16 protein-coding genes are annotated in these 22,826 nt (G+C 61.4%); 13 read left to right on the top strand and 3 right to left on the bottom strand.

Translation table 11 applies throughout. The features are described from left to right. Nucleotides 1-490: 490 nt before the first annotated feature. Complete coding sequence (locus EDC26_RS12865; RefSeq protein ID WP_132583213.1) at nucleotides 491-832, bottom strand: DUF1840 domain-containing protein; 342 nt, start codon at nucleotides 830-832, stop codon at nucleotides 491-493. Nucleotides 833-930: 98 nt separating this feature from the next. Between EDC26_RS12865 and EDC26_RS12860 the strand changes: the two genes are divergently transcribed. The 4 genes from EDC26_RS12860 to EDC26_RS12845 all read left to right on the top strand — a co-directional run bounded on the left by EDC26_RS12860 (nucleotide 931) and on the right by EDC26_RS12845 (nucleotide 7,929). Next, entirely contained in the window at nucleotides 931-4,638 is a 3,708-nt protein-coding gene (locus EDC26_RS12860) for a DUF6531 domain-containing protein (protein WP_132583211.1), read from the top strand. A 76-nt stretch (nucleotides 4,639-4,714) separates the two neighbouring features. Continuing rightward, nucleotides 4,715-6,394 (top strand): arginine--tRNA ligase, encoded by a 1,680-nt coding sequence (argS, locus tag EDC26_RS12855; RefSeq protein WP_132583209.1) that lies wholly within the window; start codon nucleotides 4,715-4,717, stop codon nucleotides 6,392-6,394. Nucleotides 6,395-6,403: 9 nt separating this feature from the next. Beyond that, nucleotides 6,404-7,168 carry an SPOR domain-containing protein gene (locus tag EDC26_RS12850; protein WP_132583207.1) on the top strand — a complete coding sequence of 255 codons (765 nt, stop codon included), beginning with the start codon at nucleotides 6,404-6,406 and terminating at the stop codon, nucleotides 7,166-7,168. A gap of 125 nt (nucleotides 7,169-7,293) precedes the next feature. Further along, complete coding sequence (locus EDC26_RS12845; RefSeq protein WP_132583205.1) at nucleotides 7,294-7,929, top strand: thiol:disulfide interchange protein DsbA/DsbL; 636 nt, start codon at nucleotides 7,294-7,296, stop codon at nucleotides 7,927-7,929. A 155-nt stretch (nucleotides 7,930-8,084) separates the two neighbouring features. Here EDC26_RS12845 and metC read toward each other — a convergent pair whose 3' ends face one another. Next, a complete protein-coding gene (gene metC / locus EDC26_RS12840) occupies nucleotides 8,085-9,284 on the bottom strand; it encodes a cystathionine beta-lyase (protein WP_132583203.1) in 1,200 nt (399 codons plus the stop codon). Nucleotides 9,285-9,374: 90 nt separating this feature from the next. Here metC and EDC26_RS12835 point away from each other — a divergent pair, with 90 nt between their 5' ends. After that, nucleotides 9,375-10,001: a LysE family translocator gene (locus EDC26_RS12835; protein ID WP_132583201.1), complete on the top strand. Its 627-nt coding sequence runs from the start codon at nucleotides 9,375-9,377 to the stop codon at nucleotides 9,999-10,001. Here EDC26_RS12835 and EDC26_RS12830 read toward each other — a convergent pair. Next, nucleotides 9,987-11,075, bottom strand: a complete 1,089-nt coding sequence (locus EDC26_RS12830; protein ID WP_132583199.1) for an MBL fold metallo-hydrolase — start codon at nucleotides 11,073-11,075, stop codon at nucleotides 9,987-9,989. The two genes, EDC26_RS12835 and EDC26_RS12830, sit on opposite strands and share 15 nt — an antisense overlap. Before the next feature lie 100 nt (nucleotides 11,076-11,175). On the opposite strand from EDC26_RS12830, the gene EDC26_RS12825 reads away from it, so the two are divergent. The 8 genes from EDC26_RS12825 (at nucleotide 11,176) to EDC26_RS12790 (ending at nucleotide 22,826) form a co-directional block, all read left to right on the top strand. Then, nucleotides 11,176-11,580: a MerR family transcriptional regulator gene (locus EDC26_RS12825; protein WP_132583197.1), complete on the top strand. Its 405-nt coding sequence runs from the start codon at nucleotides 11,176-11,178 to the stop codon at nucleotides 11,578-11,580. Between the two features lie 147 nt (nucleotides 11,581-11,727). After that, nucleotides 11,728-12,906, top strand: a complete 1,179-nt coding sequence (locus EDC26_RS12820) for an isovaleryl-CoA dehydrogenase (protein WP_132583195.1) — start codon at nucleotides 11,728-11,730, stop codon at nucleotides 12,904-12,906. A 2-nt stretch (nucleotides 12,907-12,908) separates the two neighbouring features. Then, nucleotides 12,909-14,819, top strand: coding sequence for a bifunctional isocitrate dehydrogenase kinase/phosphatase (aceK, locus tag EDC26_RS12815; RefSeq protein ID WP_132583193.1), 1,911 nt, complete (start codon nucleotides 12,909-12,911; stop codon nucleotides 14,817-14,819). Between the two features lie 18 nt (nucleotides 14,820-14,837). Beyond that, complete coding sequence (locus EDC26_RS12810) at nucleotides 14,838-16,019, top strand: acetyl-CoA C-acetyltransferase (RefSeq protein ID WP_132583191.1); 1,182 nt, start codon at nucleotides 14,838-14,840, stop codon at nucleotides 16,017-16,019. A 62-nt stretch (nucleotides 16,020-16,081) separates the two neighbouring features. Then, nucleotides 16,082-17,689, top strand: a complete 1,608-nt coding sequence (locus tag EDC26_RS12805; protein WP_132583189.1) for a carboxyl transferase domain-containing protein — start codon at nucleotides 16,082-16,084, stop codon at nucleotides 17,687-17,689. Nucleotides 17,690-17,704: 15 nt separating this feature from the next. After that, nucleotides 17,705-19,732, top strand: a complete 2,028-nt coding sequence (locus tag EDC26_RS12800; protein ID WP_132583187.1) for an acetyl/propionyl/methylcrotonyl-CoA carboxylase subunit alpha — start codon at nucleotides 17,705-17,707, stop codon at nucleotides 19,730-19,732. A gap of 277 nt (nucleotides 19,733-20,009) precedes the next feature. Then, entirely contained in the window at nucleotides 20,010-20,393 is a 384-nt protein-coding gene (locus EDC26_RS12795; protein ID WP_132583185.1) for a DUF2946 domain-containing protein, read from the top strand. Nucleotides 20,394-20,540: 147 nt separating this feature from the next. Further along, a complete protein-coding gene (locus tag EDC26_RS12790) occupies nucleotides 20,541-22,826 on the top strand; it encodes a TonB-dependent receptor (protein ID WP_132583183.1) in 2,286 nt (761 codons plus the stop codon).

Genomic DNA, 22,826 nt, shown 5'->3' with positions numbered 1-22,826 from the left:
GGGGCGGAAGTTTGTTGGCGTAAGGGTGCGATTTGTTTATAGGGGAAGATGGCACCCACAAGGGGTGCCGCTACAAAAACCTACCTGTCGCTACAAAAATTGATAATTACGCCAATCAAACTCATCGACGATCCCACAAACACCCAACACACGAGCGTCGTGGGCGGTCAAGGTGGGGCGGGCGATTCGGGCACGCCGCGCGCAGGGCCGGCTTCGGGGAGGCAAGGCGTGCGCTGTTCGAGTGGGACGTTTGCGATCAGTCCAGTGGACTGATCGCCCCACGAGTTCGCACGCCGCCCCGAAGCCGGTCCTGCGCGCGGGAAGTCATGGCGCAGCCATGACCGGGACCGTCAGAGCCCGATCCGCCTTAACCGCCCACGATGCGGGGCTAGAAGGTTTTAAGCAAGATAGGGTGACACACAAAAAAAGAATGCCACGTGCAGCGAATGCCACCCACAAGGGGTGGCGCTACAGAGCGCCATTGTTTTACTCACCAGTTGGTAGGCGCAGGCTCCCACAACACATCGACGTGCTGGTCACGCGACAACCTCAGCATGGCCAGCAACGGCCATGCACGCCGGCGAAAACTGACGGCTTGCGAAATCGGGTGCGCCTTCGAATCATCGTTATCGTCTGAAAATGCCGAATCCGTATCGCTCGAAATCGCACCCTCAATCCCCGCTATCGCAGCGTCAAGCTGATCACGGGTAATAACGCCACGCGTAGGCAAGGTATCGGTATACGGCTTGCCCGCCGCAATCAGAATGGGAAGCGCATGTTTTTCGAACATCAGAACTTCGGCCGCGGCTTTGGAATGAAAGACAACTAGCATGCTTCGGTTTCCCTCAATAGACACATAGATACACTACCTTATCTTGCACGCCCTGCCAAGCGGCAAAATAAGTGCTTTCCCATTTCGCGAAGCGCATTATGACACGGCACTTGAGGGCGCTGGCATGGCTACTGGCCTTACACGCTGGCACGGCAGTCGCGGCGGACCTAAGCTGCAATCCCTCGCTCCTGGGCCAGCCCTGCGCCCAGGGCGGCCTGGCTACGCTTGCCGTCAACCCCGAACCCAACCTGAATCTTGGCGCAGGCAACCCCATTCATCTGGTCACCGGCAACAAATACCAGCAAGAACTCGACCTGCCCGCCGCCCCGCACGCCCCCGAACTGGAACTGCGTCGGCATTACAACTCGCTCGACCGCCGCCACTCGGTGCTGGGCCCCGGCTGGGCCTTGTCTTACGACACCCGCCTATTTCACGCCGGCGGGCGCCTGCAAATCGTGCAGGCGGACGGCAGCCGCATCAGCTTTGCGCGCACGGGCGAACATGCCGGGCACGCCGGCCGTATCGACGCACACGAACAGCAGTGGATATGGACATGGCCCAACGGCCAGAAAAACCGCTACGACCGGCACGGCCGGCTCATTCGCATCGACTTTGCAGGGGGGCAGGCCCTGGCCATCCAGCGCCAAAGCACCCCCGGCCCCGAGTTTGGCGCCATTTCGCGGCTATCGTCCCACTCGGGCCCCACGATCGACTTCTCCTACCAGATCATCGGCGGGCGGGCCTACCTAAGCCGCGTCGATACCCCGCTTGGGGCATTCCGCTATACCTACCAACCTGTAACCACGCCATCCGGCGAAGCGACCGGCCCCTGGCGCCTGAACCAGGTGATACGGCCCGACGGCATGCGGCGCCGTTACCTGTACGAGCCCTTAATGCAAGCGGGCAACCCCTATCATTTAACCGGCATCGAAACCGTATCGGCCAACGGCGAACACCAAAAACGCAGCAATACCTGGGCGTACGACATAAGCGGCCGCGCCACGCTGTCGATCCTGGGCGGCCCGCAAGAACAGGCCGGCCGGCTCACGCTACGCTACCTGAAAACCCCCAGCCTGCGATCTGAAGGCTCCACGGTAGTAACCAACGCGGCGGGCGAGAAAACAACTTTTCATACGGCACTCAAGGGCGGGCGCCACGTCCTGACCCGGGTCAGCGGCGCTCCATGCCCGGGCTGCGCGGCGCCGGGCAGCCTGGCCCGCTACGACGACCAAGGGCGTCTGACGCATATCAATGGCATCGGCCTCTCCCGAAGCGCAGCGGGCGCTATCGAAAGCATCAGCGACCCATCAGGGGGATGGCCCGGCCTGATATTGCATTATCAGGCGCAGGCTACCCGAAGCTCATGGAGCAGCACCCTGACCGGCACCGAACGCACACAGTTCGACGCACGGCTACGCCCCGCGGAACGCAGCTTCGCCAATGGCGACCGCTGGCGCTATCGCTACGACGCGGCCGGGCGACCCGTGCAACTCATTGAACAAAACGCCCGCGAAAAGCGGGAAACCGTGCTTGGCTGGCGCGGGCCGCTGCTCGCGCGCATCCGTCATCCGCACGAAAACGAAACCCGCCGCTACGATGCCAAAAATCGCCTGATCCAGCGCCGCATCGAGCGCCCCCGCGCCTCCCTGGGCAACGACGCCCTACGCTACACCGAGCAGTTCCGCTACGATAACGACAACCGCCTGATCAGGCATCGGTTGCCCGAAGGCGGCGCCCTGCACTACCAATGGGACAAGCACGGGCGATTGCGGGCAATCACCTGGCACGACGCGCAAGGCCGCGCCCACGCTGTCATCCAAAGCACAGCGTCTCAGGCGGGTTACCAGTACGGCAACGGCCTGCAGTTGCAAACGCGGCTCTCCAACCGGCAGGCAAGCGACCTGATCCTGCACCACGAAGGCAAGCTGGTATGGGCCCAGCATCAGGACTATGGCCCGCACGGCCTGGTACAGCAAGAACGGCATCGTGTGCCCTCGCAAAACCATGTCGAGACCTGGAATTACGCCTACGACCGCCAGTCGCGCCTCATAGGCGCGCAACAACCGCAGGCCGGATCCACCCAATGGTACGCGTGGCACAACGACGGCGCACTGGCAGCGCGCCGGCTGGCAGCGCACACCGTCAAGCCTATCGTCGAACGCGACGCAAGCGGGCTGCCCACACGCTATCAGGAATACGCACTGGAATACGGCCCCAACCGCCGCCTCACAAACGCGAGCCGCCCAGGCCACGCGCCGGACGCCTATCGCCACAATGCCTTCGGCCAGCGCATTGCCAAAATATCGGCCGGAGTACGCACCGACTATTTCTATCTGAACAACCAGTTGGTGGCTGAATCGCAAGCCCCGCAGGCGGAGGCGCCAGGCCCGCAGCCTACGGCCCAACCGAACATTACCCGCCGCTATATTTATGCCGGGCTTACGCCGGTGGGCTTTATCGATTACCCGGCGGCAAACACGGGGCAGGCAACATCGCCGGGGACACTGTATTCAGTGCACTCCGACCTGCTGGGTGCGCCGCGAATAGTCACCGATGCACAACGCAAAATACGCTGGCTCGCCACCTACAGCCCAATGGGGGCGGCGACGCAAATCGCCGGCGACCTGACGCTCGACTTGCGGCTGCCTGGCCAGATCGCGGATCGCAGCACCGGATGGCACGACAATCATTTGCGCACTTACCTGCCCGACCTGGGCCAATACCTGGAACCCGATCCGCTGGGCCCCATCCCCGCAAACCAGGCGCTGGGCTATGCCAATCAACAAGCCAAACGTTACATCGATCCGCTGGGCCTGCTGTTATTTGCCTTCGACGGCACCCGCAACAGTCCCGTGTCACAAACCAATATCTGGAAAATGAGCCAATGGTATCAGGACGGCCCGGTTTTCTACCAGAATGGTCCGGGCAACTCCTCCCATCTCGACTGGGACGCCGTCACCGCGTACTCCGCACCGGCGATCATCGACGCACAATGGCAGTCGCTGCTTGACGCCCTGGATGGCGCCGGCCGCGACGTCATTCCCATCGACATCCTCGGGTACTCGCGCGGCGCGGCCCTGGCGCGGCATTTCGGAAACCTGCTCAATCAGCATATTGATCAAGGTTTTTTCTCGTACACAGATGGCACTCGCGGCTTGGTGACCGCCTGCGTCGACCTCAGGTTCATGGGTTTATTCGATACGGTCGCCCAGTTTGGCCTAGCCGGCATCGACAATACCCAATACGACCTGAGCATCGCCTCAGCCTGGGGCTGGGTGGCTCATGCCGTGGCCCTCCAGGAGCGGCGCTGGCTGTATCCGCTGGTCTCAGCCGCGGGCGGCCCCGGAGGCAATACCGTCGAGGCGCCGTTTATCGGGGCCCACGCCGACATAGGCGGCGGCGTGGACGTCGACGACGCGGGCCAGCCCAATTCGCGCGGCGACCTGTCCGACGTGGCGCTTAACTGGATGCTGTGGCAGGCGCGAGCCGCCTCCCTGCGTTTCGACACCGCACCCTTGTCCGATCGGGAAGTCACCGCGCCGATCCTGCACGACCAGCGCTCGGCGCTGGCCCGATCAGTGCAGGACGGCGACCGGCGCGTCGACGGCCAGGACGGCTCGGCCCGCTGGCCCAACCAGGACGATCATCCTCAATTGGGCAGTTTGCAACGCAACACAACGGAAGAGCTCATACAACGCATTGCCAACTGGCGCATCACACTAACGGCTGAGGTTGGCACCGTGGACATGCGGGGCTATGCGCAATGGCTGCGAAACGAACTGGGCTGGCAGCCCCTTCCCGTTTAGGCACGCCATACAAGGCAGTGCAAGGCAAATCACGCTATCATTTACGTCTTTCCAGCTTTGCCAAAAACGACGCCTTATGCTCCCAGAGCAACAAAAACAACTTATTTCATTGATTCAGGCCGCCGTAGCCCGGCTGGTCCCCGGGGCATCGCCCAAGATTCTGCTCGAGCGCCCCAAAGTGGCCGCCCATGGCGACATCGCCAGCAATGTGGCCATGCAAATCGCCAAACCTGCCAAGCGCAATCCGCGCGAACTCGCGCAACAAATCGTCGATGCACTGGCCGGCAATGCACAGGCCCTCGTCGCTTCGGCCGAAGTTGCCGGCCCGGGCTTTATCAATTTCCGCCTGAGCCACGCCGCGCGCCAGGCCGTTATTGGCCAGATTTCCGCGCAAGGCGACCAGTACGGAACGCTTGCGCCTTCAGGCGAAAAGGTTCTTGTCGAATTCGTCTCGGCCAACCCCACCGGCCCCTTGCACGTCGGGCACGCCCGCCAGGCGGCCCTGGGCGATTCGCTTTGCCGGCTGTTTGCCGCGCGGGGCTTTGACGTCACCCGCGAGTTCTATTACAACGACGCCGGCAATCAAATCGAAAACCTGGCCATCAGCGTCCAGGCGCGGGCGCGGGGCATAAGCCCGGAATCGGACCAATTCCCGGCCGAAGGCTATAAGGGCGACTACATCGTCGACATCGCCCACGACTTCCTGGCCCGCGCCACAGTGCAGGCGGCCGACGGCAAATCGGTGACGGCCAGCGGCAACATCGACAGTCTCGACGACATACGCCACTTTGCCGTGGCATACCTGCGCCGCGAACAGGATCTGGACCTGCAGGCGTTCAGCCTGCAATTCGACAACTACTATCTCGAGAGTTCGCTCTATACCAGCGGCAGGGTCGAAGGCACGGTGCGGGCGCTCATCGCTGCCGGCCACACTTATGAACACGAAGGCGCGCTGTGGCTGCGCACCACCGATCTGGGCACGGGCGACGACAAGGACCGCGTGATGCGCAAGTCCGAAGGCGGCTATACCTATTTTGTGCCAGACGTGGCCTACCACGTCGCCAAATGGGAGCGCGGCTTTCACCATGCGATCAATATTCAGGGCAGCGACCATCATGGCACGGTCGCGCGCGTACGGGCCGGCCTGCAGGGCCTGAATCTGGGCATCCCCAAAGATTATCCCGCCTATATATTGCATAAGATGGTCAGGGTCGTGCGCAACGGCGCCGAAGTAAAAATCTCCAAACGGGCCGGCAGCTACGTCACCATGCGCGACCTGATCGACTGGGTCGGGCAGGACGCTGTCCGGTTCTTCCTCATACAGCGCCGCGCCGACTCCGAATTCATTTTCGATATCGACCTGGCATTGTCCAAGAACGAAGAAAATCCGGTTTACTATATTCAGTATGCACACGCGCGCATCTGCTCGATCCTGAAGTCCTCCGCCAACCTGCTGACGCAAGCGGCCGGCGCCGACCCCAGCGTGCTTACGGCTCCCAGCGAATTCGCCTTGATGCAGCGCCTGGCCGAATACCCCGACACGGTGGCCCTGGCCACTCAGGAACTGGCGCCGCATCACATTGCTTTTTGGTTGCGTGATTGTGCCGCCGATTTCCACGCCTGGTACAACGCCGAACGGGTACTGGTCGACGACGACGCGCTCAAACTGGCGCGCTTGCGCCTGGCCCAGGCAACTCGCCAAGTGATCGCAAGCGGCCTGGCGCTACTTGGGGTGTCCGCCCCCGAAAGGATGTAATCCGGTCTTATGGCACGAAATAATCGCAACTCATCGGGCTCCAAATCGGGCGGCAGCACCCTGTTCGCGGTGCTTACCGGCCTTATCATCGGCCTTGCCCTGGCCGCGGTCGTCGCGGTTTTCGTGGCCCGCGCACCAATGCCCTTTGTCGATCATGCAAGCCGCGATCCGGCAAAAACCTTGCTGCCCGAGGTCAAGGATGCTCCCGACCCCAATCTGGGCCTGTATGGCAAGGACGGGGCCGCAGGCGTTGCCCCAACCGGACCGGTCAACACCGCGCCCGCGCCGGCATCCGGGCAGGCATCGGCCACAAACGCTCAAACGCCGCCCGCAGCCGGCAAAGCCGCCGAGTCTCCAAAGGGCGACAATCTCAGCAAGCTGATCGCGACCCTGACCGACGACAGCAAGGCGCCCGCCAAGCCCGCCGCCGCACCGGCGGCAACGGGCAGCCACGCAACGCCGCACGATACCAAGCCGGCGCCCGAAGCAAAGCCGGCGCCCAAAGCCGCCGCGGCAACAAAAACACCTGCCCCAGCCAATACGCAGACCATTTATTTCTTACAGGCCGGTGCCTTCCGCTCCAATAAAGACGCCGAGGCGATCAAGGCGCAAATCCTGCTTATGGGCCTGCCGGCTGAAGTACAAAAAGCCCAGGTTAATGGTTCGACCATCAATCGCGTTCGGGTGGGCCCTTTTAAAGGCATCGATGAGATGAACCGATCGCGCGCGCGGCTGGGTGAAGAAAAAATCGCTTCGTCCGTCATGCGCCAGTAAACGGGGACCGGCGAAATTTACGCGAACTTGTTGCCGCTTCACGCTTGGTCTATCGTTGCACCTACGCTGAACTTGTCGGCGCATTGACTGTCTTATTTTCTTGATTTGTTCTGGACTACGAAACCATGTCGCTAAAAAACCTTTTTCTACGTGCAATAGCCGTCATCACAATAGGCTCGGGCGTGCTCTTCGCCCCCATCAGCCAAGCCGCCGACGCTCAAGGCCAATACGCCACCCTCGACCAGGCGCAGCCCTCGGATACCCCGGGGAAAATCGAAGTGCTGGAATTTTTTGCCTATACCTGCCCGCACTGCGCCGCCATCGAGCCCATGGTCGAGAAATGGGTCAAGACGCTTCCGCCCAACGTCGTTTTCCGTTCGGTTCCGGTGGCGTTCAACGCCAGCATGGCCGATCTGCAAAAGCTGTACTACACGCTCGAAGCCATGGACAGGCTGGATCTGCACCCCGCCGTGTTCAAAGCCATACACGAAGAACATAAGCCCATTTACGATCAAAAGGCTATTACCGACTGGGCCGTCAGCCAAGGCCTGGACCGCGCCAAATTCACAGCGGTCTTTACATCCTTCGGCGTCCAGTCCAAGGTCACGCGAGCCAACGAGCAGGCCAAGAGCTACCAGATCGAAGGCACCCCCAGCATTTCGGTGGATGGCAAATACGTGACCTCGCCGTCCATGACGCAAAGCTACGAGGGCACGATAAAAGAAGCGCAGAAGCTGGTTGAGCTAGTCAACAAGAAATAAGCGACGATACGTCTTTGTAGCGGCAGCCCTTGTGGCTGCCAAAATCGTTGGCAACAGAGACCGTATCTTGCGTCGATGACAGGCACAAGGCCTGTCGCTACAGGCCTGTCGCGACAAATTCATGCAGGCCTTCCGCTACAAATTCACGCAACCATTCAGGCACGCGCAGCGGCCAGCGCTTGCGCCAGATCGACCATGAGGTCGTCGGGCGACTCCAGGCCGATATGCAGGCGCACCAGCGCGTGATCGCTGTGCCGCCAATAGCCGTGCGAAGCCAGTACCTCGGTATTGACCGATTGCACCAGGCTTTCGAAGCCGCCCCAGGAAAATCCGATGCTGAATAACTTCAGCGCATCGACAAAGCGCCGGGCGGCGGGTTTGTCCAGCTTTAACTCCACGGCCATCATGCCGTTTGAACCGGTGCAATCGCGCGCCCAGATCGCGTGGCCCGGATCGGACGCCAGGGCGGGATGGTAAATTCGCCCGACTTCGGCGCGGCCCTGCAGAAATTCGCAGATCCGCAAGGCATGCGCCGCATGCTCGCGCATGCGTATCGGCAAGGTCCGCACTCCCCGCAAGGCCAGCCAGGCGTCATCGGCGCTGATGGAATACCCCATGGCATAGTGAGTATCGTTGATGCGCCGCACGAGGGCCGGATCGCGGGCCATGACCGCCCCCAGCATCAAGTCGGAATGACCACCCACGTATTTGGTGCCGGCCACCACCGACACGTGAGCGCCCAGATCCAGAGGGCGATAAATATAGCCCGAACCCCAGGTATTGTCGGTCACCAGAATCAAGCCATGCGCCTTGGCGAAATCGGCCAGCGCAGGGATGTCAAGCATTTCAAACAGGAGCGAGCCGGGTGATTCGACATAGAGCACACGAGTAGTGGGCTTGAGTTGCTCGGCCAAGGCTTGGGGCGTGGCGCGACAGTAGGTCGTTTCTATGCCCATGCGCTGCAAAACCGTGTTGTCCAGATGACGCACCGGCCCATAGACACAATCGGCCACCAGCATATGGTCGCCGCTATTGACCAGCGCCAGCAATGTCAGCGTTATGGCCGCCAGGCCGGAAGGCGCCAGAAAAGCGCGATCCGCTCCTTCCAGATCGCAAAACACCTGCTCCAGCGCGGCATGCGTATCCATGCCGACCCGGCCATAGGTCACAACGCGCTCACCGCGGGCCTTGCCGGCTTGCGCCTCATCGAGCGCCGCGAGCGAGGCAAAGCGCACGGTGCTGGTGCGCACCGACGGTACGGCAACCGGAGCCGCACCGGTTTTGGGATTAAACTCGGCGATGCCCGTATGCTGCAACAAGGTATCCAAATGCGTGGGGGTAGGAGTATGGGTCATGGTTTGTAGTCTGGTGAATAATGCGAACTGCTAAAGCTAACATACATTTTATAACCCTCCTGCCTGCCCGGCCTTGCGGCTTGCACAATCATGCTGACCATTGATATCGCGCTTTCGTTTTTTGGCATTGCACTGCTTCTGGCCCTGGCGCCGGGCCCCGACAATCTGTTCGTGCTGATGCAGTCGGCCATGTGGGGGCGCACCTCGGGCATGCTGGTGGTGTTGGGCTTGTGCACCGGACTGATCGGCCACACCGTCGCCGTCGCCGTCGGCCTGGCCGCGCTTTTTGCGGCGTCCGAAGCCGCATTCACCGTGCTCAAACTGCTGGGCGCCGCCTACCTGGTGTATCTTGCCTGGGGCGCGTTGCGCACCCGCGGCCACCTGGCCTCGCACCGGAAAATTCCGCGATTATCGAACGGCACGCTATACCGCCGCGGCATCATCATGAACCTGACCAACCCGAAAGTATCGTTGTTCTTTCTGGCCTTCTTACCGCAGTTCACCTCGCCCGCGCGCGGCTCGGTCGCGCTGCAGACCTTGCAGTTGGGCGCACTATTCATCCTGGCGGCCCTGATCGTATTCGGCTGCATTGCCTTCTTCTCAGGCGCTTTCGGCGACCACATACAAAACTCGGCCAGGGCCCAGCGCGTGCTCAATCGATTTGCCGCCGTCGTATTTATAGGCCTGGCGCTAAAGCTCGTGCTAAGCAGCCGCTAGCGAGGGCTTCACGCTGAAGCGAATCACGCCATCGGCGCCGGTCTCACGCGCAAGCTTGCCTTCGAAATACAAGGCATGCAGATGCGCCAAGGCCTCGCCCATTGCAAAAGTCAGCTGATGCGAATCCAGCACGCGCTTGAACATGAACGGCAACACATCGGCGGCGCTTAGGGGCGTGCGGCAGGCGGCAAGCACCTCGGCCAGCCGTTCGGCATGGTGCGCCAGCTGTTGCGCCACCCGTTCATGCAAGCCCTTGAAGGGGCGTCCGTGCGACGGCAGCACCAGCGTATCCTCGGGCAAGCTATCGTAGCGGCGCAACGAGTCGAGATACAAAGGCAGGGGGTTGGCGTCGGGTTCGTAATCGAACACGCTAATGTTGGTGGAGATGCGCGGCAACACCATATCGCCCGAAATCAGCACATTGAGCGTATCGCAGTACAAAGAGGCATGTTCCGGCGCGTGCCCATACCCCACGATCACACGCCAGTCCCGGCCGCCTATCGCGATACGATCACCATCCATGATCCGGTGAAAGCGCGCGGGCACGTCGGGCACCAGGCCGGGGTAATAATTGGCCCGCTCGCGGATTTTTTTCTGGATCTCCGGGTCGGCCAAACCATGGCGCGTGAAATGCTCGACCGCCCCCTGGCCACCCGCGCCGGCGCCATGAGAGTCGCTAAGGGCCGGACGCGACCACAAACGCGCCACGGAATAATCGGTCATCGTCATCCATAAAGGCGCTTGCCAGCGATTGCACAACCAGTAAGCCAGGCCCACATGATCGGGGTGCATATGCGTGACCAGCACGCGCAAAACAGGCAGGCCGCCCAGCGCATTTTCAAACACCTGCTCCCACAGGTCCTTGACCTCGTCGCGCGATACGCCGCAATCCACGATCGTCCACCCCTGGCGGCCGTCGATTTCGTCGCGCAGCAGCCAAAGGTTGATATGGTCGAGCGCGAACGGCAGAGGCATGCGTATCCAGCGCACTCCGTCGGCCACCATGCGGGCCGCACCCGGCGCGGGCAGCTCGTCGCCCCACGGGTAATCAAGCTTCTGTTCGTTTGGGTTCATCAACGTCTCCGTGCGTTACTCATACGTGTTTTAACCATGTGGGCTTATGGTTCAGATTATGGCATCATAGTTTACGTTAACGTAAACGGCCAGTACCATCATGCCCTCTCCTACCTGGACCATCTCCGAACTCGCGCACGAATTTTCAATTACGCCGCGCACCATCCGATTCTACGAAGACCAGGGCATCGTCAGTCCGGGCCGCGAGGGACGCAACCGGGTCTACCAACCACGCGACCGGACACGCCTGAAACTGGCGCTGCGCGGCAAACGCCTGGGCCTACCACTGGCCGAAATCCGCAGCCTGATCGATATGTACGACAGCCCGGGCGATACCACCGCCCAATTACGCCACTATCATGGCCTGCTGACGCGTCACCGACAGGTGCTGGAGCGGCAACGCGCCGATCTGGAAGAAACTCTGGCCGAAATCCGGCAGCAACAAGAAAGCTGCGAAGCACTACTGGCCCAACGCCAGTCCGAGCCGTCTTCGGCACAAAGGTAAACCCTGGGTACTTTACGTTTACGTAAACGTAATATATAGTATTTGTGGTGGCGCCGAGCAAGCCGGCAGCCGAAGCGTGCATAATTTGATTAACGATCCAAAGGTGGCACCCACAAGGGGTGCCGCTACACGATACCGGAGACGAGCATGAATCTTCCTGGCCTGAATTTCGACCTGGGACAAGACCTGGACATGTTGCGCGATGCGGTGCGCACGTTTGCACAAGCCGAGATCGCACCGCGCGCCGAGCACGCTGACCGCAGCGACCAGTTCCCCATGGATCTGTGGCGCAAGTTCGGCGATCTGGGCCTGCTGGGCATGACGGTAGCCGAAGCGTACGGCGGGGCCAACATGGGTTATCTGGCGCACATGATCGTCATGGAAGAAATTTCGCGCGCCAGCGCCTCGATTGCCTTGTCCTACGGCGCCCACTCCAATCTGTGCGTCAACCAGCTGCACCGCAATGGCACCGAAGCGCAAAAGCAAAAGTACCTGCCCAAACTGCTCTCGGGCGAGCACGTCGGCGCGCTGGCCATGAGCGAGCCCGGGGCCGGGTCCGACGTCATCAGCATGAAGCTGCGCGCCGACAAAAAGGGCGACCGCTATGTGCTCAACGGCAGCAAAATGTGGATTACCAACGGCCCGGACGCCGATACGCTGGTGGTCTATGCCAAAACCGACCCGGCGGCCCACCAACGCGGCATTACGGCATTTATCGTGGAAAAGCAGTTCAAGGGTTTTTCGGTGGCGCAAAAGCTCGACAAGCTGGGCATGCGCGGCAGCCATACCGGCGAGCTGGTGTTTGAAGACTGCGAAGTCCCTCAGGAAAACATACTGGGCCAGCTAAATGGCGGGGCGAAGGTATTGATGAGCGGCCTGGACTACGAGCGCGCCGTGCTGGCGGGCGGGCCACTGGGCATCATGCAAGCCGTCATGGATGTGGTCGTGCCCTACATTCACGACCGCAAGCAATTCGGTCAGGCAATCGGCGAATTCCAGCTGATTCAGGGCAAAGTGGCCGATTTATACACCACCCTGCAGGCCAGCCGCGCCTTTTGTTATGCCGTGGGCAAACATCTGGATCGCCTGGGCGGCGGGCATAGCCGGGAAGTGCGCAAGGACTGCGCCGCGGTCATTCTGTACTGTGCCGAAAAGGCCACCTGGATGGCCGGCGAAGGCATCCAGATTCTGGGCGGCAACGGCTATATCAACGACTACCCCACCGGGCGCTTCTGGCGCGACGCCAAGCTGTACGAAATCGGCGCGGGAACCAGCGAAATCCGCCGCATGCTGATCGGCCGGGAACTATTCAACGAAACGATCTGACCATGAAATTCGGGGGCGACCATCAACACATCGAACCGGTGTCGCGCCGTGGGCTGTCCCCGCAAATGGTGGCCAGCACACTGCTGGCAGGGTTCGATCGTCACTACTCGCTGTTTCGCTACAGCGCGCAGCGCGCCAAAGCCTTGTTCGAATCGGGCAACTGGCGCGGCATCCAGCAGCTTTCCCGGGAACGCATCGAGTACTACGACACGCGAGTGCACGAATGCGCCACGACACTCTACGCCACCCTCAAAGGCAGCGATGCAAGCCCGGCGGGCGCCTCGGCGCAGCAAAGCCTGACCAAGGCACAGCTGGATTTCTGGCAATCGGTCAAAACGGAATTCATCGGCCTGCTGCTCGGGCACAAACAACCCGAATGCGCCGAGACCTTTTTCAACTCCGTGTCGTGCCGTATCCTGCATCGCGATTATTTCCACAACGATTTCCTGTTCGTGCGCCCCGCCATCGCGACCGAATACATAGACAGCAAAATCCCCTCTTACCGGGTTTATTACCCCAATACCGACAGCCTGGAGCAAACCATAGTCAGCATGGTGGCCGACTTCGGGCTGGCGGCACCGTTTGCCGACCTGCCCGCCGATGCGCGCAAGCTGGCGCGCATGGCCGTGCACCAGTTGCGGCACGTGCTGGCCAGAGATGGCGGGCGGCGCATCGCACCCGACTGCCAGATCCACGTGCTCAACTCGCTGTTCTTTCGCAACAAGGGCGCCTACATCGTGGGCCGGCTCATCAACCAGAGCGCGATCTTTCCGTTTGCCATCGCCTTGCTGCACTCGCCATCGGGCCAGATCCGGATCGACGCGCTGCTGCATTCCAGCGACGACCTGAGCACACTGTTCAGCTTCACGCGCGCCTATTTCATGGTTGACATGGAAACGCCGGCGGCCTATGTGCACTTTCTGAACACGCTGCTGCCACGCAAATCCAAGGCCGAAATCTACACCACCATCGGCCTGCAGAAGCAAGGCAAGACCCTCTTTTACCGCGATTTCCTGCATCACCTGGCGCATTCGCATGACGCATTCGATGTTGCGCCCGGAATCAAGGGCATGGTGATGACAGTGTTCACCTTGCCGTCTTACCCTTACGTTTTCAAACTGATCCGCGACCGTATCAACAAGGAAGGCATGGATCATGCCACGGTGCGCCGCAAATACCAGATGGTCAAGATCCACGACCGCGTCGGACGCATGGCCGACACTTGGGAATACTCGCAGGTGGCATTGCCGCGCGCACGCTGCTCAGACGCGCTTCTGACCGAACTGCGCAGCCAGGTCGCCAGCCTTTGCGAAGAAACGGCCGACGCGATTATCCTGCGCCACGTCTACATCGAGCGGCGGATGACGCCGCTTAACCTGTACCTGGCGCGCGCTTCGGACGCCGCACTCGATGCCGCAGTCAAGCAATATGGCGACGCCATTCGCGAACTGTCGGCCGCCAATATTTTCCCCGGCGACATGCTCTACAAGAACTTCGGCGTAACGCGCCTGGGCCGCGTCGTGTTCTACGACTACGACGAGATCCAGCGCATGACGGAGATGAATTTCCGCAGCATCCCGCCCGCCCCCAACGAAGAGGCCGAGCTGTCGAGCGAGCCCTGGTACCCGGTGAACGCCAACGACGTATTCCCCGAAGAATTCCGCCACTTTTTGCTGGGCGATCCGCGCGTGCGTCAGGCGTTCCTGAAATATCATGCCGACCTGCTGCAGGCGAGCTGGTGGCAAGCCTGCCGCGATCGTGCTACACAGGGGCGAATAGAAGACATTTTCCCCTACGAATCCAGCCGCAGGCTGGAAACGGAAACCTCTAAATGGCACCCACAAGGGGTGCCGCTACATTCACACACACCCGCTACATTCGCAACACCCTCACATTTGCAACACACCCTCTGACGCTTGAAGGAGCCAATCATGTCTGATCCTATCGTTTTAGTCTCGGTTTCACGCACGCCCATGGGCAGTATGATGGGTAGCCTTTCCGGCCTGGCCGGACACCAATTGGGCTCGATCGCCATCAAGGCGGCAGTCGAACGCGCCGGCATTTCGGGCGACGCCATCGATGAAGTCATCATGGGCAATGTATTGCAGGCCGGGCAAGGCCAGGCGCCGGCGCGGCAGGCCGCATTGGGCGCCGGCCTGCCCCTGGGCGTAGGCTGCACGACCGTGCACAAGGTCTGCGGCTCGGGCATGAAAGCCGCCATGTTCGGCCACGACCTGCTGGTGGCGGGCAGCGTCGACGTCGTGGTGACCGGGGGCATGGAAAGCATGAGCAACGCACCCTACCTGCTGCTGCGCGGACGCCAGGGCTATCGCTATGGCCACTCCACCGTTTACGATCATATGGCCCTGGATGGACTGGAAGATGCCTACAAGCGCGGCACCGCCATGGGCGTATTCGCCGAAGACTGCGCCGCCAAATACACCTTCACGCGCGAACAGCAGGACGCGTTCTCGCTTGAATCGCTGCGCCGCGCACGCAAGGCCACCGAAGACGGCAGCTTCAAATGGGAAATAGCGCCCGTTACCGTTGCCGGACGCAAGGGCGATACCGTCATCGATACCGACGAGGGCCCCACCAAGGCCTTGCCCGAAAAAGTCCCTACCCTCAAACCGGCCTTCAAAAAAGACGGCACCGTCACGGCAGCCAACTCATCTTCCATCTCCGACGGCGCCGCTGCCATGGTGCTGATGCGCGCATCCACCGCCAAAAAGCTTGGCGTAACTCCCCTGGCGCGCATCGTGGCCCATAGCCAGCATTCGCAAGAACCGGGCTGGTTTACCACTGCGCCGGTGGGCGCCATGCAAAAACTCTTTGCCAAAACCGGCTGGAAAGCGGAAGAAATCGATCTGTACGAAATCAACGAGGCGTTTGCCGTGGTCACCATGGCCGCCATGGTCGAGCTCAAACTGTCGCACGACAAAGTCAATATCCATGGCGGCGCGACCGCCCTGGGCCACCCCATCGGCGCCTCGGGCGCGCGCTTGATTACCACCCTGGTGGGTGCTCTGCGCAAAACCGGCGGCAAGCGCGGCGTGGCATCGCTGTGCATAGGCGGAGGCGAAGCCGTCGCCATGGCGATAGAAATGCTGTAAGCCCCGCCCCAAGCGCCTGGCCCGACGCGAGCCAGGCGTTACCTGCTTTTTTAGGAATAGCAATGCCCGTTATCGAATCCCGGATCAACCCCCGATCCCAAGCGTTCGTCGACAATGCCCGCGCCATGCAGGCGACCATCGACGATCTGCTCAAACAACTGGCGCACACCGCCCAAGGCGGCAGCAACGCGGCTCGCGCCAAACATCTGGCGCGCGGCAAGCTCCTGCCTCGCGAGCGGGTCGAACGGCTGCTCGATCCGGGCACGCCCTTTCTGGAGCTCTCGCCGATGGCGGCGCACAACGTCTACGACAATGCCTCGCCAGGCGCGGGGCTCATCACCGGCATCGGCCGCGTTTCGGGCGTGGAATGCGTGATCGTCTGCAACGATGCGACGGTCAAGGGCGGCACCTACTATCCGCTGACAGTCAAAAAACACCTGCGGGCTCAGGAAATCGCCCAGCAAAACAGATTGCCCTGCATCTATCTGGTCGACTCCGGCGGAGCCAATCTGCCCAATCAGGACGAGGTGTTCCCCGACCGCGACCACTTCGGCCGGATCTTCTACAACCAGGCCACCATGTCGGCGCTGGGCATCGCGCAAATCGCCGTGGTCATGGGGTCATGCACCGCGGGCGGCGCGTACGTACCGGCCATGAGCGACGAATCCATCATCGTCAAGAACCAGGGCACGATCTTTCTGGCCGGGCCGCCCCTGGTCAAGGCCGCAACGGGCGAAATCGTCTCGGCCGAAGATCTGGGCGGCGGCGATGTACACACTCGTCTGTCGGGCGTGGCCGACCATCTGGCCGAGGACGACCCGCACGCTTTGCAGCTGGCGCGCAACGCCATCAGCCGGCTCAATCACCACAAGCCGGTGCAACTGCGGCGCAAGGCCTTTGCCGAGCCCCTGTACGACCCGCAGGAACTCAACGGCATCATCCCGTCGGACACGCGCAAACCCTACGATATCCGCGAAGTCATCGCGCGCATCGTCGATGGCTCGGAGCTCGACGAATTCAAGGCCCGCTACGGCACCACACTGATCACCGGTTTTGCGCACATCCACGGCATGCCGGTAGGCATTATTGCCAATAACGGCATCCTGTTTTCCGAGGCTGCACAAAAAGGCACGCACTTCATCGAACTATGCTGCCAGCGCAAGATTCCGCTGGTGTTCCTGCAAAATATTACGGGCTTCATGGTGGGCCGAAAATATGAGAACGAAGGAATCGCCCGCCACGGCGCCAAAATGGTCACGGCTGTCTCCACCGCCGCGGTGCCCAAGTTCACCGTCCTGATCGGCGGCTCGTTTGGCGCCGGCAATTACGGCATGTGCGGCCGGGCCTTTGGCCCCAGACTGCTGTTCATATGGCCCAACGCGCGCATTTCGGTGATGGGCGGCGAGCAGGCCGCCAGTGTGCTGGCCACGGTTCGCCGCGACGGCATCGAAGCCAAAGGCGGCGCCTGGAGTGCGCAGGACGAAGAAGATTTCAAGGCGCCCATCCGCGATCAATACGAAAAGGAAGGGCACCCGTATTACTCCACGGCCCGCTTGTGGGACGACGGCATCATCCAGCCCGCCGATACGCGCCGTGTGCTGGCGCTGGGCCTGTCGGCGGCGCTTAACGCCCCCATCGAAGAGACGCGTTTCGGCCTGTTCAGAATGTAGTTCCAAGGAGTCCATGTGTTTACGACCTTATTGATTGCCAATCGCGGCGAGATCGCCCGCCGTGTCGCCGCGACAGCCCACCGTATGGGAGTGCGCACGGTGGCGGTGTATTCCGATGCCGACGCTCAGGCGCGCCATGTTGCCGCCTGCGACACGGCGGTGCATATTGGCGGCTCCGAACCGCGCGCGAGCTATCTGCGCGTGGACGCAATCCTGGACGCGGCCCGCCAGACCGGCGCGCAAGCCATTCATCCGGGCTATGGCTTCTTGTCCGAAAACGAGGGCTTCGCGCGCGCCTGCGCCGATGCCGGCCTCATTTTCGTGGGACCGCCGGCGGCGGCGATTGCCGCGATGGGCAGCAAATCGGCCGCCAAGACACTGATGGCAAAGGCCGGCGTGCCGCTCGTGCCGGGCTACCACGGCGACAACCAGGATCCGGACTTCCTGCAGTCCGAAGCGGACGCCATGGGCTACCCCGTCCTGATCAAGGCAAGTCTGGGGGGCGGAGGCAAAGGCATGCGCATCGTCGAAGACAGCGCTGCCTTTGCCGAAGCGCTGTCTTCGTGCAAACGCGAAGCAGCGAGCAGCTTCGGCGACGATAAGGTTCTGATCGAACGTTATCTGCAAAAGCCGCGGCACATTGAAATACAGGTGTTTGCCGACAGCCACGGCCATTGCGTGTATTTGTTCGAACGCGATTGCTCGGTGCAGCGCCGCCACCAGAAAGTCATTGAAGAAGCGCCCGCCCCCGGCATGAGCGAGGAACGCCGAAGCGCCATGGGCCAAGCCGCGGTTGCCGCCGCGCGCGCCGTCAATTATGTGGGCGCGGGCACGGTTGAATTCATCGTCGAACCCAGCGGCCACTTCTACTTCATGGAAATGAATACGCGCCTGCAGGTTGAACATCCCGTCACCGAAATGATCACCGGGCTCGATCTGGTCGAGTGGCAGTTGCGTGTGGCCGCAGGCGAACCCCTGCCCATGACGCAAGAAGAACTCCGCCTTACGGGGCACGCCATCGAAGCGCGCATCTATGCCGAAAGCCCCGAGAAGGGCTTCCTGCCTTCGATCGGCACGCTTAGCGCCCTGAACTTTCCGCCCCATGTCACCTTCGAAAACGGCGATGTGCGGATCGACGGCGGCGTGCGCGCCGGCGACACCATCAGCCCTTTTTACGATCCCATGATCGCCAAGCTGATCGTGCGCGGCGCCGACCGCGACCAGGCTCGCGCACGCATGATCCAGACCCTGGGCGAGATTCAATGCGTGGGCGTGGGCACCAATATCGCCTTCCTGCGCCGCCTGATGAGCGACCCGGCGTTTGCCGCGGCCGACCTGGATACCGGCCTGATCGAACGACAGCACGACTCGCTCTTTCCCACGGCGGAAAACGCGCCCGACAGCACTCTGGCGCTCGCTGCCGCTGCCTTGCTGGCCGACCAGGGCATGAACACATCGATTTCACGCGCCGGCGTGGCGCAGGCCGACCCCTTCGCGCAAACCGATGGCTGGCGCATCGCGGGGCTCTACAAGCGGCCGCTCACCCTCATCGACAATGGCCAATCGCGCGAAATACAGATCAGCCGCGACGGCCAGCACTGGTTCTGCCGCTGCGATGGCGACAGCCGCGCACAGGCATTCCAATGGCAGGCCGACTCCCTCGCGCCCAGGCAGTACCGCCTGCGCATCGGGCTCGACGGCCGCGACACCACCGGGGTCGTGATTTTGCGCGGCGACCTGGCTCATGTGTTTGTCAATGGCGGCGTACGCGTGCTGCAAACCTACGACATGGTGACCCATGCGCGGGTGCAAAGCAGCGCCCATCAGGGTGGCCTGACGGCGCCCATGCCCGGAAAAATCATCGCCATCCACGTCAAGGCGGGCGACACAGTCAAAAGCGGCGACGCATTGCTGGTGATGGAAGCCATGAAAATGGAGCACACCATTCACGCGCCCGGCGACGGCACTGTTGATGAGCTGTTCTTCGCCGTGGGCGATCAAGTCACCGACGGTGTGGAATTGATCGCCATCACGCAGGCGTAAACGGGCGCCAATCGCGGGCCTTGTGATTCACGGCACGGGACGTTTGGGTATTTGAAAACGCCGTCTATTGAGGCTGGGGCGGGGCCGGCACGGTATGCCCGGAACTTACTTGCCCCCAGACTTCACTCGACCCCTCGCCCTGCGGCGTCTTAAGAAGAAAATACCCCACCCAAAACGGTTCAAAAAAATAGCAACCGAAACGCGTTCAGTTCCGTAAACACGTCAGCCGAAAATGTCCTAGAATGACGCACCACTAAAATAGAAACAATTCTCGTTCATGCCGTTTTGTTCGCACCGCAAGCTGACTGCCTGGCTCGGGCTGATAGCCATCTGGCTAGGTCTGCTCATGCCCATCGCGTCGCAAAGCATGCAAAGGCAGGAACAGGCCCTGAAGCTTTCATTCTGCTTTCCCGAAGGCAAGCAGAATATCCACCTGATCACGCCCGACCAAAGCCAAAGCGCTCACCACGCCCATGACTGGAAGGCCTGCGGCTATTGCGGCCTGCTGGCCCTGCATCTGCCGCTGGCCCACGCCGCGGCTCCGATCCTCGACACCCCCGACCGGCACATCGCCTCCTCGCCGCCGGCAAGCCTGGTAGTCGATCTGCCGCTGGCGCATACACCGGCGTTTCCACGCGCCCCACCCCCACTGTTTTCCTGATAGCAAGCCTTTGCTCCATACCCTGGCCTCGCGGCTCATGGGTATGGTTTGTCGTCATGCGCACGACACCGGCCGCATAGCTCCATTTTCAAATCGATCCTGCGCGATCCGATGAAAGCGGGGTAAGGCCGATTATGGAAAACAATCATGAATCGCACCACTCGCCGTCTGGCGCCCTGGGCCTTGCTGGGCCTATTGCAGCCGCCATGCAGTTTCGCCGCCGCACCCGCGGGCGAAACGACGCTCGCCCCCATAACCATTACCGGCCAGGCCACGGCCCCTTCAGGACTGGACGCTCAATTACCCGCGAGCGTCCAGTCGGTGACCGCCGCCGATCTGCGGCAAATCAACGTGGTCAATACCGAAGACGCCATCAAATACCTGCCCAACTTCGCCGTACGCAAACGCTATATCGGCGATGCAAACTCCCTGATCTCGGTACGCGGCACCAATAATTCGCAAAGCGCCCGCGGCCTGGTCTATGCCGACGATATGCTGCTGAGCAATTTCCTGGGCAATTCCTACAACTTTGCCCCCAAATGGTCCATGGTATTCCCGGACAACATCGAACGGATCGATACCTTTTATGGCCCGTTCTCGGCCCTGTACCCCGGCAACTCCATGGGCGCGACGGTCGCCATCACCACCAAAATGCCAAAAAAGCTCGAGGCCACCGCCACGACGCAGGTCTTCTCGCAGCATTTCAACCAACTTGGCGTGAACGACAATTTCAATGGCTCGCAATCGAGCGCCACGCTGGGCGACAAGATCGGCAAGGCTTCGTTTCTGATCGGCGCCGACCATATGGAAAACACCAGCCAGCCACTGCAATTTGCGACGCCGGCGGCGGCCAAAGGCGGCATACAAAGCGGCGATATTCCGGTTACGGGGGCCCAACGCTACATAGATCAATACGGCAATCCCGGCGTGATCCTGGGCACCAGCGGCGAAGGCATCGTCCATGTGGTGCAGGATCAGTTCAAGTTCAAGCTCGCTTACGACATTACCCCCACCCTGCAGGCAGGCGCGTCCCTGAGCTATTGGAACCGCCGCTATGCCAATGACAATCAAAGCTTTCTGCGCAATGCCCAGGGGCAAACCGTCTACTCGGGCCGGGTCACTATCGACGGCACTCCCTACGCCATAAGCCCCGCCACTTTCGCCAACAGCAGCGGCCACACCGAAAGCGCCTTGTACGGGCTGTCGCTCAAGTCGCACCAGCAGCACGGCTGGAACTTTGCCGTCAATGCGTCGACCTTCGACATCCTGAGCGATGTGCAAAGGACGGCCGCCGCGGGCGGCGTCTATACCGGCCCCGGCACCATCGAATCGACCCGCGGCAGCGGGTGGAGCGCCCTGGATGCCAAGCTGACCTATACCCCCGCAAGCAACGCGCCCGGGGCGCACTGGATCACGGCGGGCTATCACTTCGACCGCTACCAGCTCGACGATCGGGTCTTCAATACCGACGATTGGCGGGCCGGCGGCATGCAGACGCCCAACAACGCCTTTCTGGGCAGCACGGCCACCCAGGCCATCTACCTGCAGGACGCCTGGAAATTTGCGTCGAAATGGACACTGACCACAGGCCTGCGGGCCGAGTCGTGGAAAGCCTACGGCGGCGCGCGCAGCACGGCGGACGCGAGCGTGGGATACGGCAACCGCAGCGAAACGCATTATTCACCCAAAGCCTCGCTGGCGTATGCCGCCACCGACGACCTGACGCTGCACGCTTCGGCGGGCCGGGCCTATCGCTTTCCCACCGTCAGTGAGTTGTTTCAGGGCAGCCTCTCGGGGTTGTCGATCGTCAACAACGATCCCAATCTGAAGCCCGAAAGCACTTTCAGCAAAGAGCTGGCCGCCGACTGGTATACAAATACCGGCCTGTTTCATGTGGCCGTGTTCCAGGACGATGTCAAAGACACGCTGTATTCCCAAACCGATACGACCGTCATCCCCAATATCACCAATATCCAGAACATCGACCGCATACGCAATCGAGGCATCGAGGTCAGCTATCAGGGTGAAAACGTAGCCATCGCCGGTCTGGACCTGGGCGCAAGCGTAGGCTACACCCGCTCCAAAATACTTGAGAATCCGCGCAGTCCGCAAACCGAAGGCAATAATTTTCCGCGTGTCCCCTTGTGGCGCATCAATATGGTCGCCACCTATCACGTCAACAAACAGGCGTCCGTCACGCTGGCCGCACGCTATTCCGGCCGTCAGTACAACACCTTGACCAATGCCGACATCAATCCGGATACCTATGGCGGGAGCAGCAGCTTCATGGTGATCGACGCGAAGCTGCGCTATCAGATCTCGGATCGGATCGAGGCCAGTCTGGGAGTCAACAATCTATTCGACAAGCGCGCCTATATCTACCACCCCTATCCAGGCCGAACCCTCTTCGCCGAGCTCAAGTTCAAGCTCTGA

The organism is Paralcaligenes ureilyticus (genome assembly GCF_004346225.1).
Lineage (GTDB): Bacteria > Pseudomonadota > Gammaproteobacteria > Burkholderiales > Burkholderiaceae_B > Paralcaligenes > Paralcaligenes ureilyticus.
Note: the sequence above shows the minus strand (reverse complement) of the source record. Positions and strands in the feature narration are given on the sequence as shown.

Excerpts from the sequence above, each read along its gene's own strand:
- argS (WP_132583209.1), top strand. The coding sequence starts at position 4,715 with ATGCTCCCAGAGCAACAAAAACAACTTATTTCATTGATTCAGGCCGCC.
- EDC26_RS12805 (WP_132583189.1), top strand. The coding sequence starts at position 16,082 with ATGCCCGTTATCGAATCCCGGATCAACCCCCGATCCCAAGCGTTCGTC.
- EDC26_RS12795 (WP_132583185.1), top strand. The coding sequence starts at position 20,010 with ATGCCGTTTTGTTCGCACCGCAAGCTGACTGCCTGGCTCGGGCTGATA.
- EDC26_RS12835 (WP_132583201.1), top strand. The coding sequence starts at position 9,375 with ATGCTGACCATTGATATCGCGCTTTCGTTTTTTGGCATTGCACTGCTT.
- aceK (WP_132583193.1), top strand. The coding sequence starts at position 12,909 with ATGAAATTCGGGGGCGACCATCAACACATCGAACCGGTGTCGCGCCGT.
- EDC26_RS12845 (WP_132583205.1), top strand. The coding sequence starts at position 7,294 with ATGTCGCTAAAAAACCTTTTTCTACGTGCAATAGCCGTCATCACAATA.
- EDC26_RS12865 (WP_132583213.1), bottom strand. The coding sequence starts at position 832 with ATGCTAGTTGTCTTTCATTCCAAAGCCGCGGCCGAAGTTCTGATGTTC.
- EDC26_RS12850 (WP_132583207.1), top strand. The coding sequence starts at position 6,404 with ATGGCACGAAATAATCGCAACTCATCGGGCTCCAAATCGGGCGGCAGC.
- EDC26_RS12830 (WP_132583199.1), bottom strand. The coding sequence starts at position 11,075 with ATGAACCCAAACGAACAGAAGCTTGATTACCCGTGGGGCGACGAGCTG.
- EDC26_RS12820 (WP_132583195.1), top strand. The coding sequence starts at position 11,728 with ATGAATCTTCCTGGCCTGAATTTCGACCTGGGACAAGACCTGGACATG.
- metC (WP_132583203.1), bottom strand. The coding sequence starts at position 9,284 with ATGACCCATACTCCTACCCCCACGCATTTGGATACCTTGTTGCAGCAT.
- EDC26_RS12810 (WP_132583191.1), top strand. The coding sequence starts at position 14,838 with ATGTCTGATCCTATCGTTTTAGTCTCGGTTTCACGCACGCCCATGGGC.
- EDC26_RS12860 (WP_132583211.1), top strand. The coding sequence starts at position 931 with ATGACACGGCACTTGAGGGCGCTGGCATGGCTACTGGCCTTACACGCT.
- EDC26_RS12790 (WP_132583183.1), top strand. The coding sequence starts at position 20,541 with ATGAATCGCACCACTCGCCGTCTGGCGCCCTGGGCCTTGCTGGGCCTA.
- EDC26_RS12825 (WP_132583197.1), top strand. The coding sequence starts at position 11,176 with ATGCCCTCTCCTACCTGGACCATCTCCGAACTCGCGCACGAATTTTCA.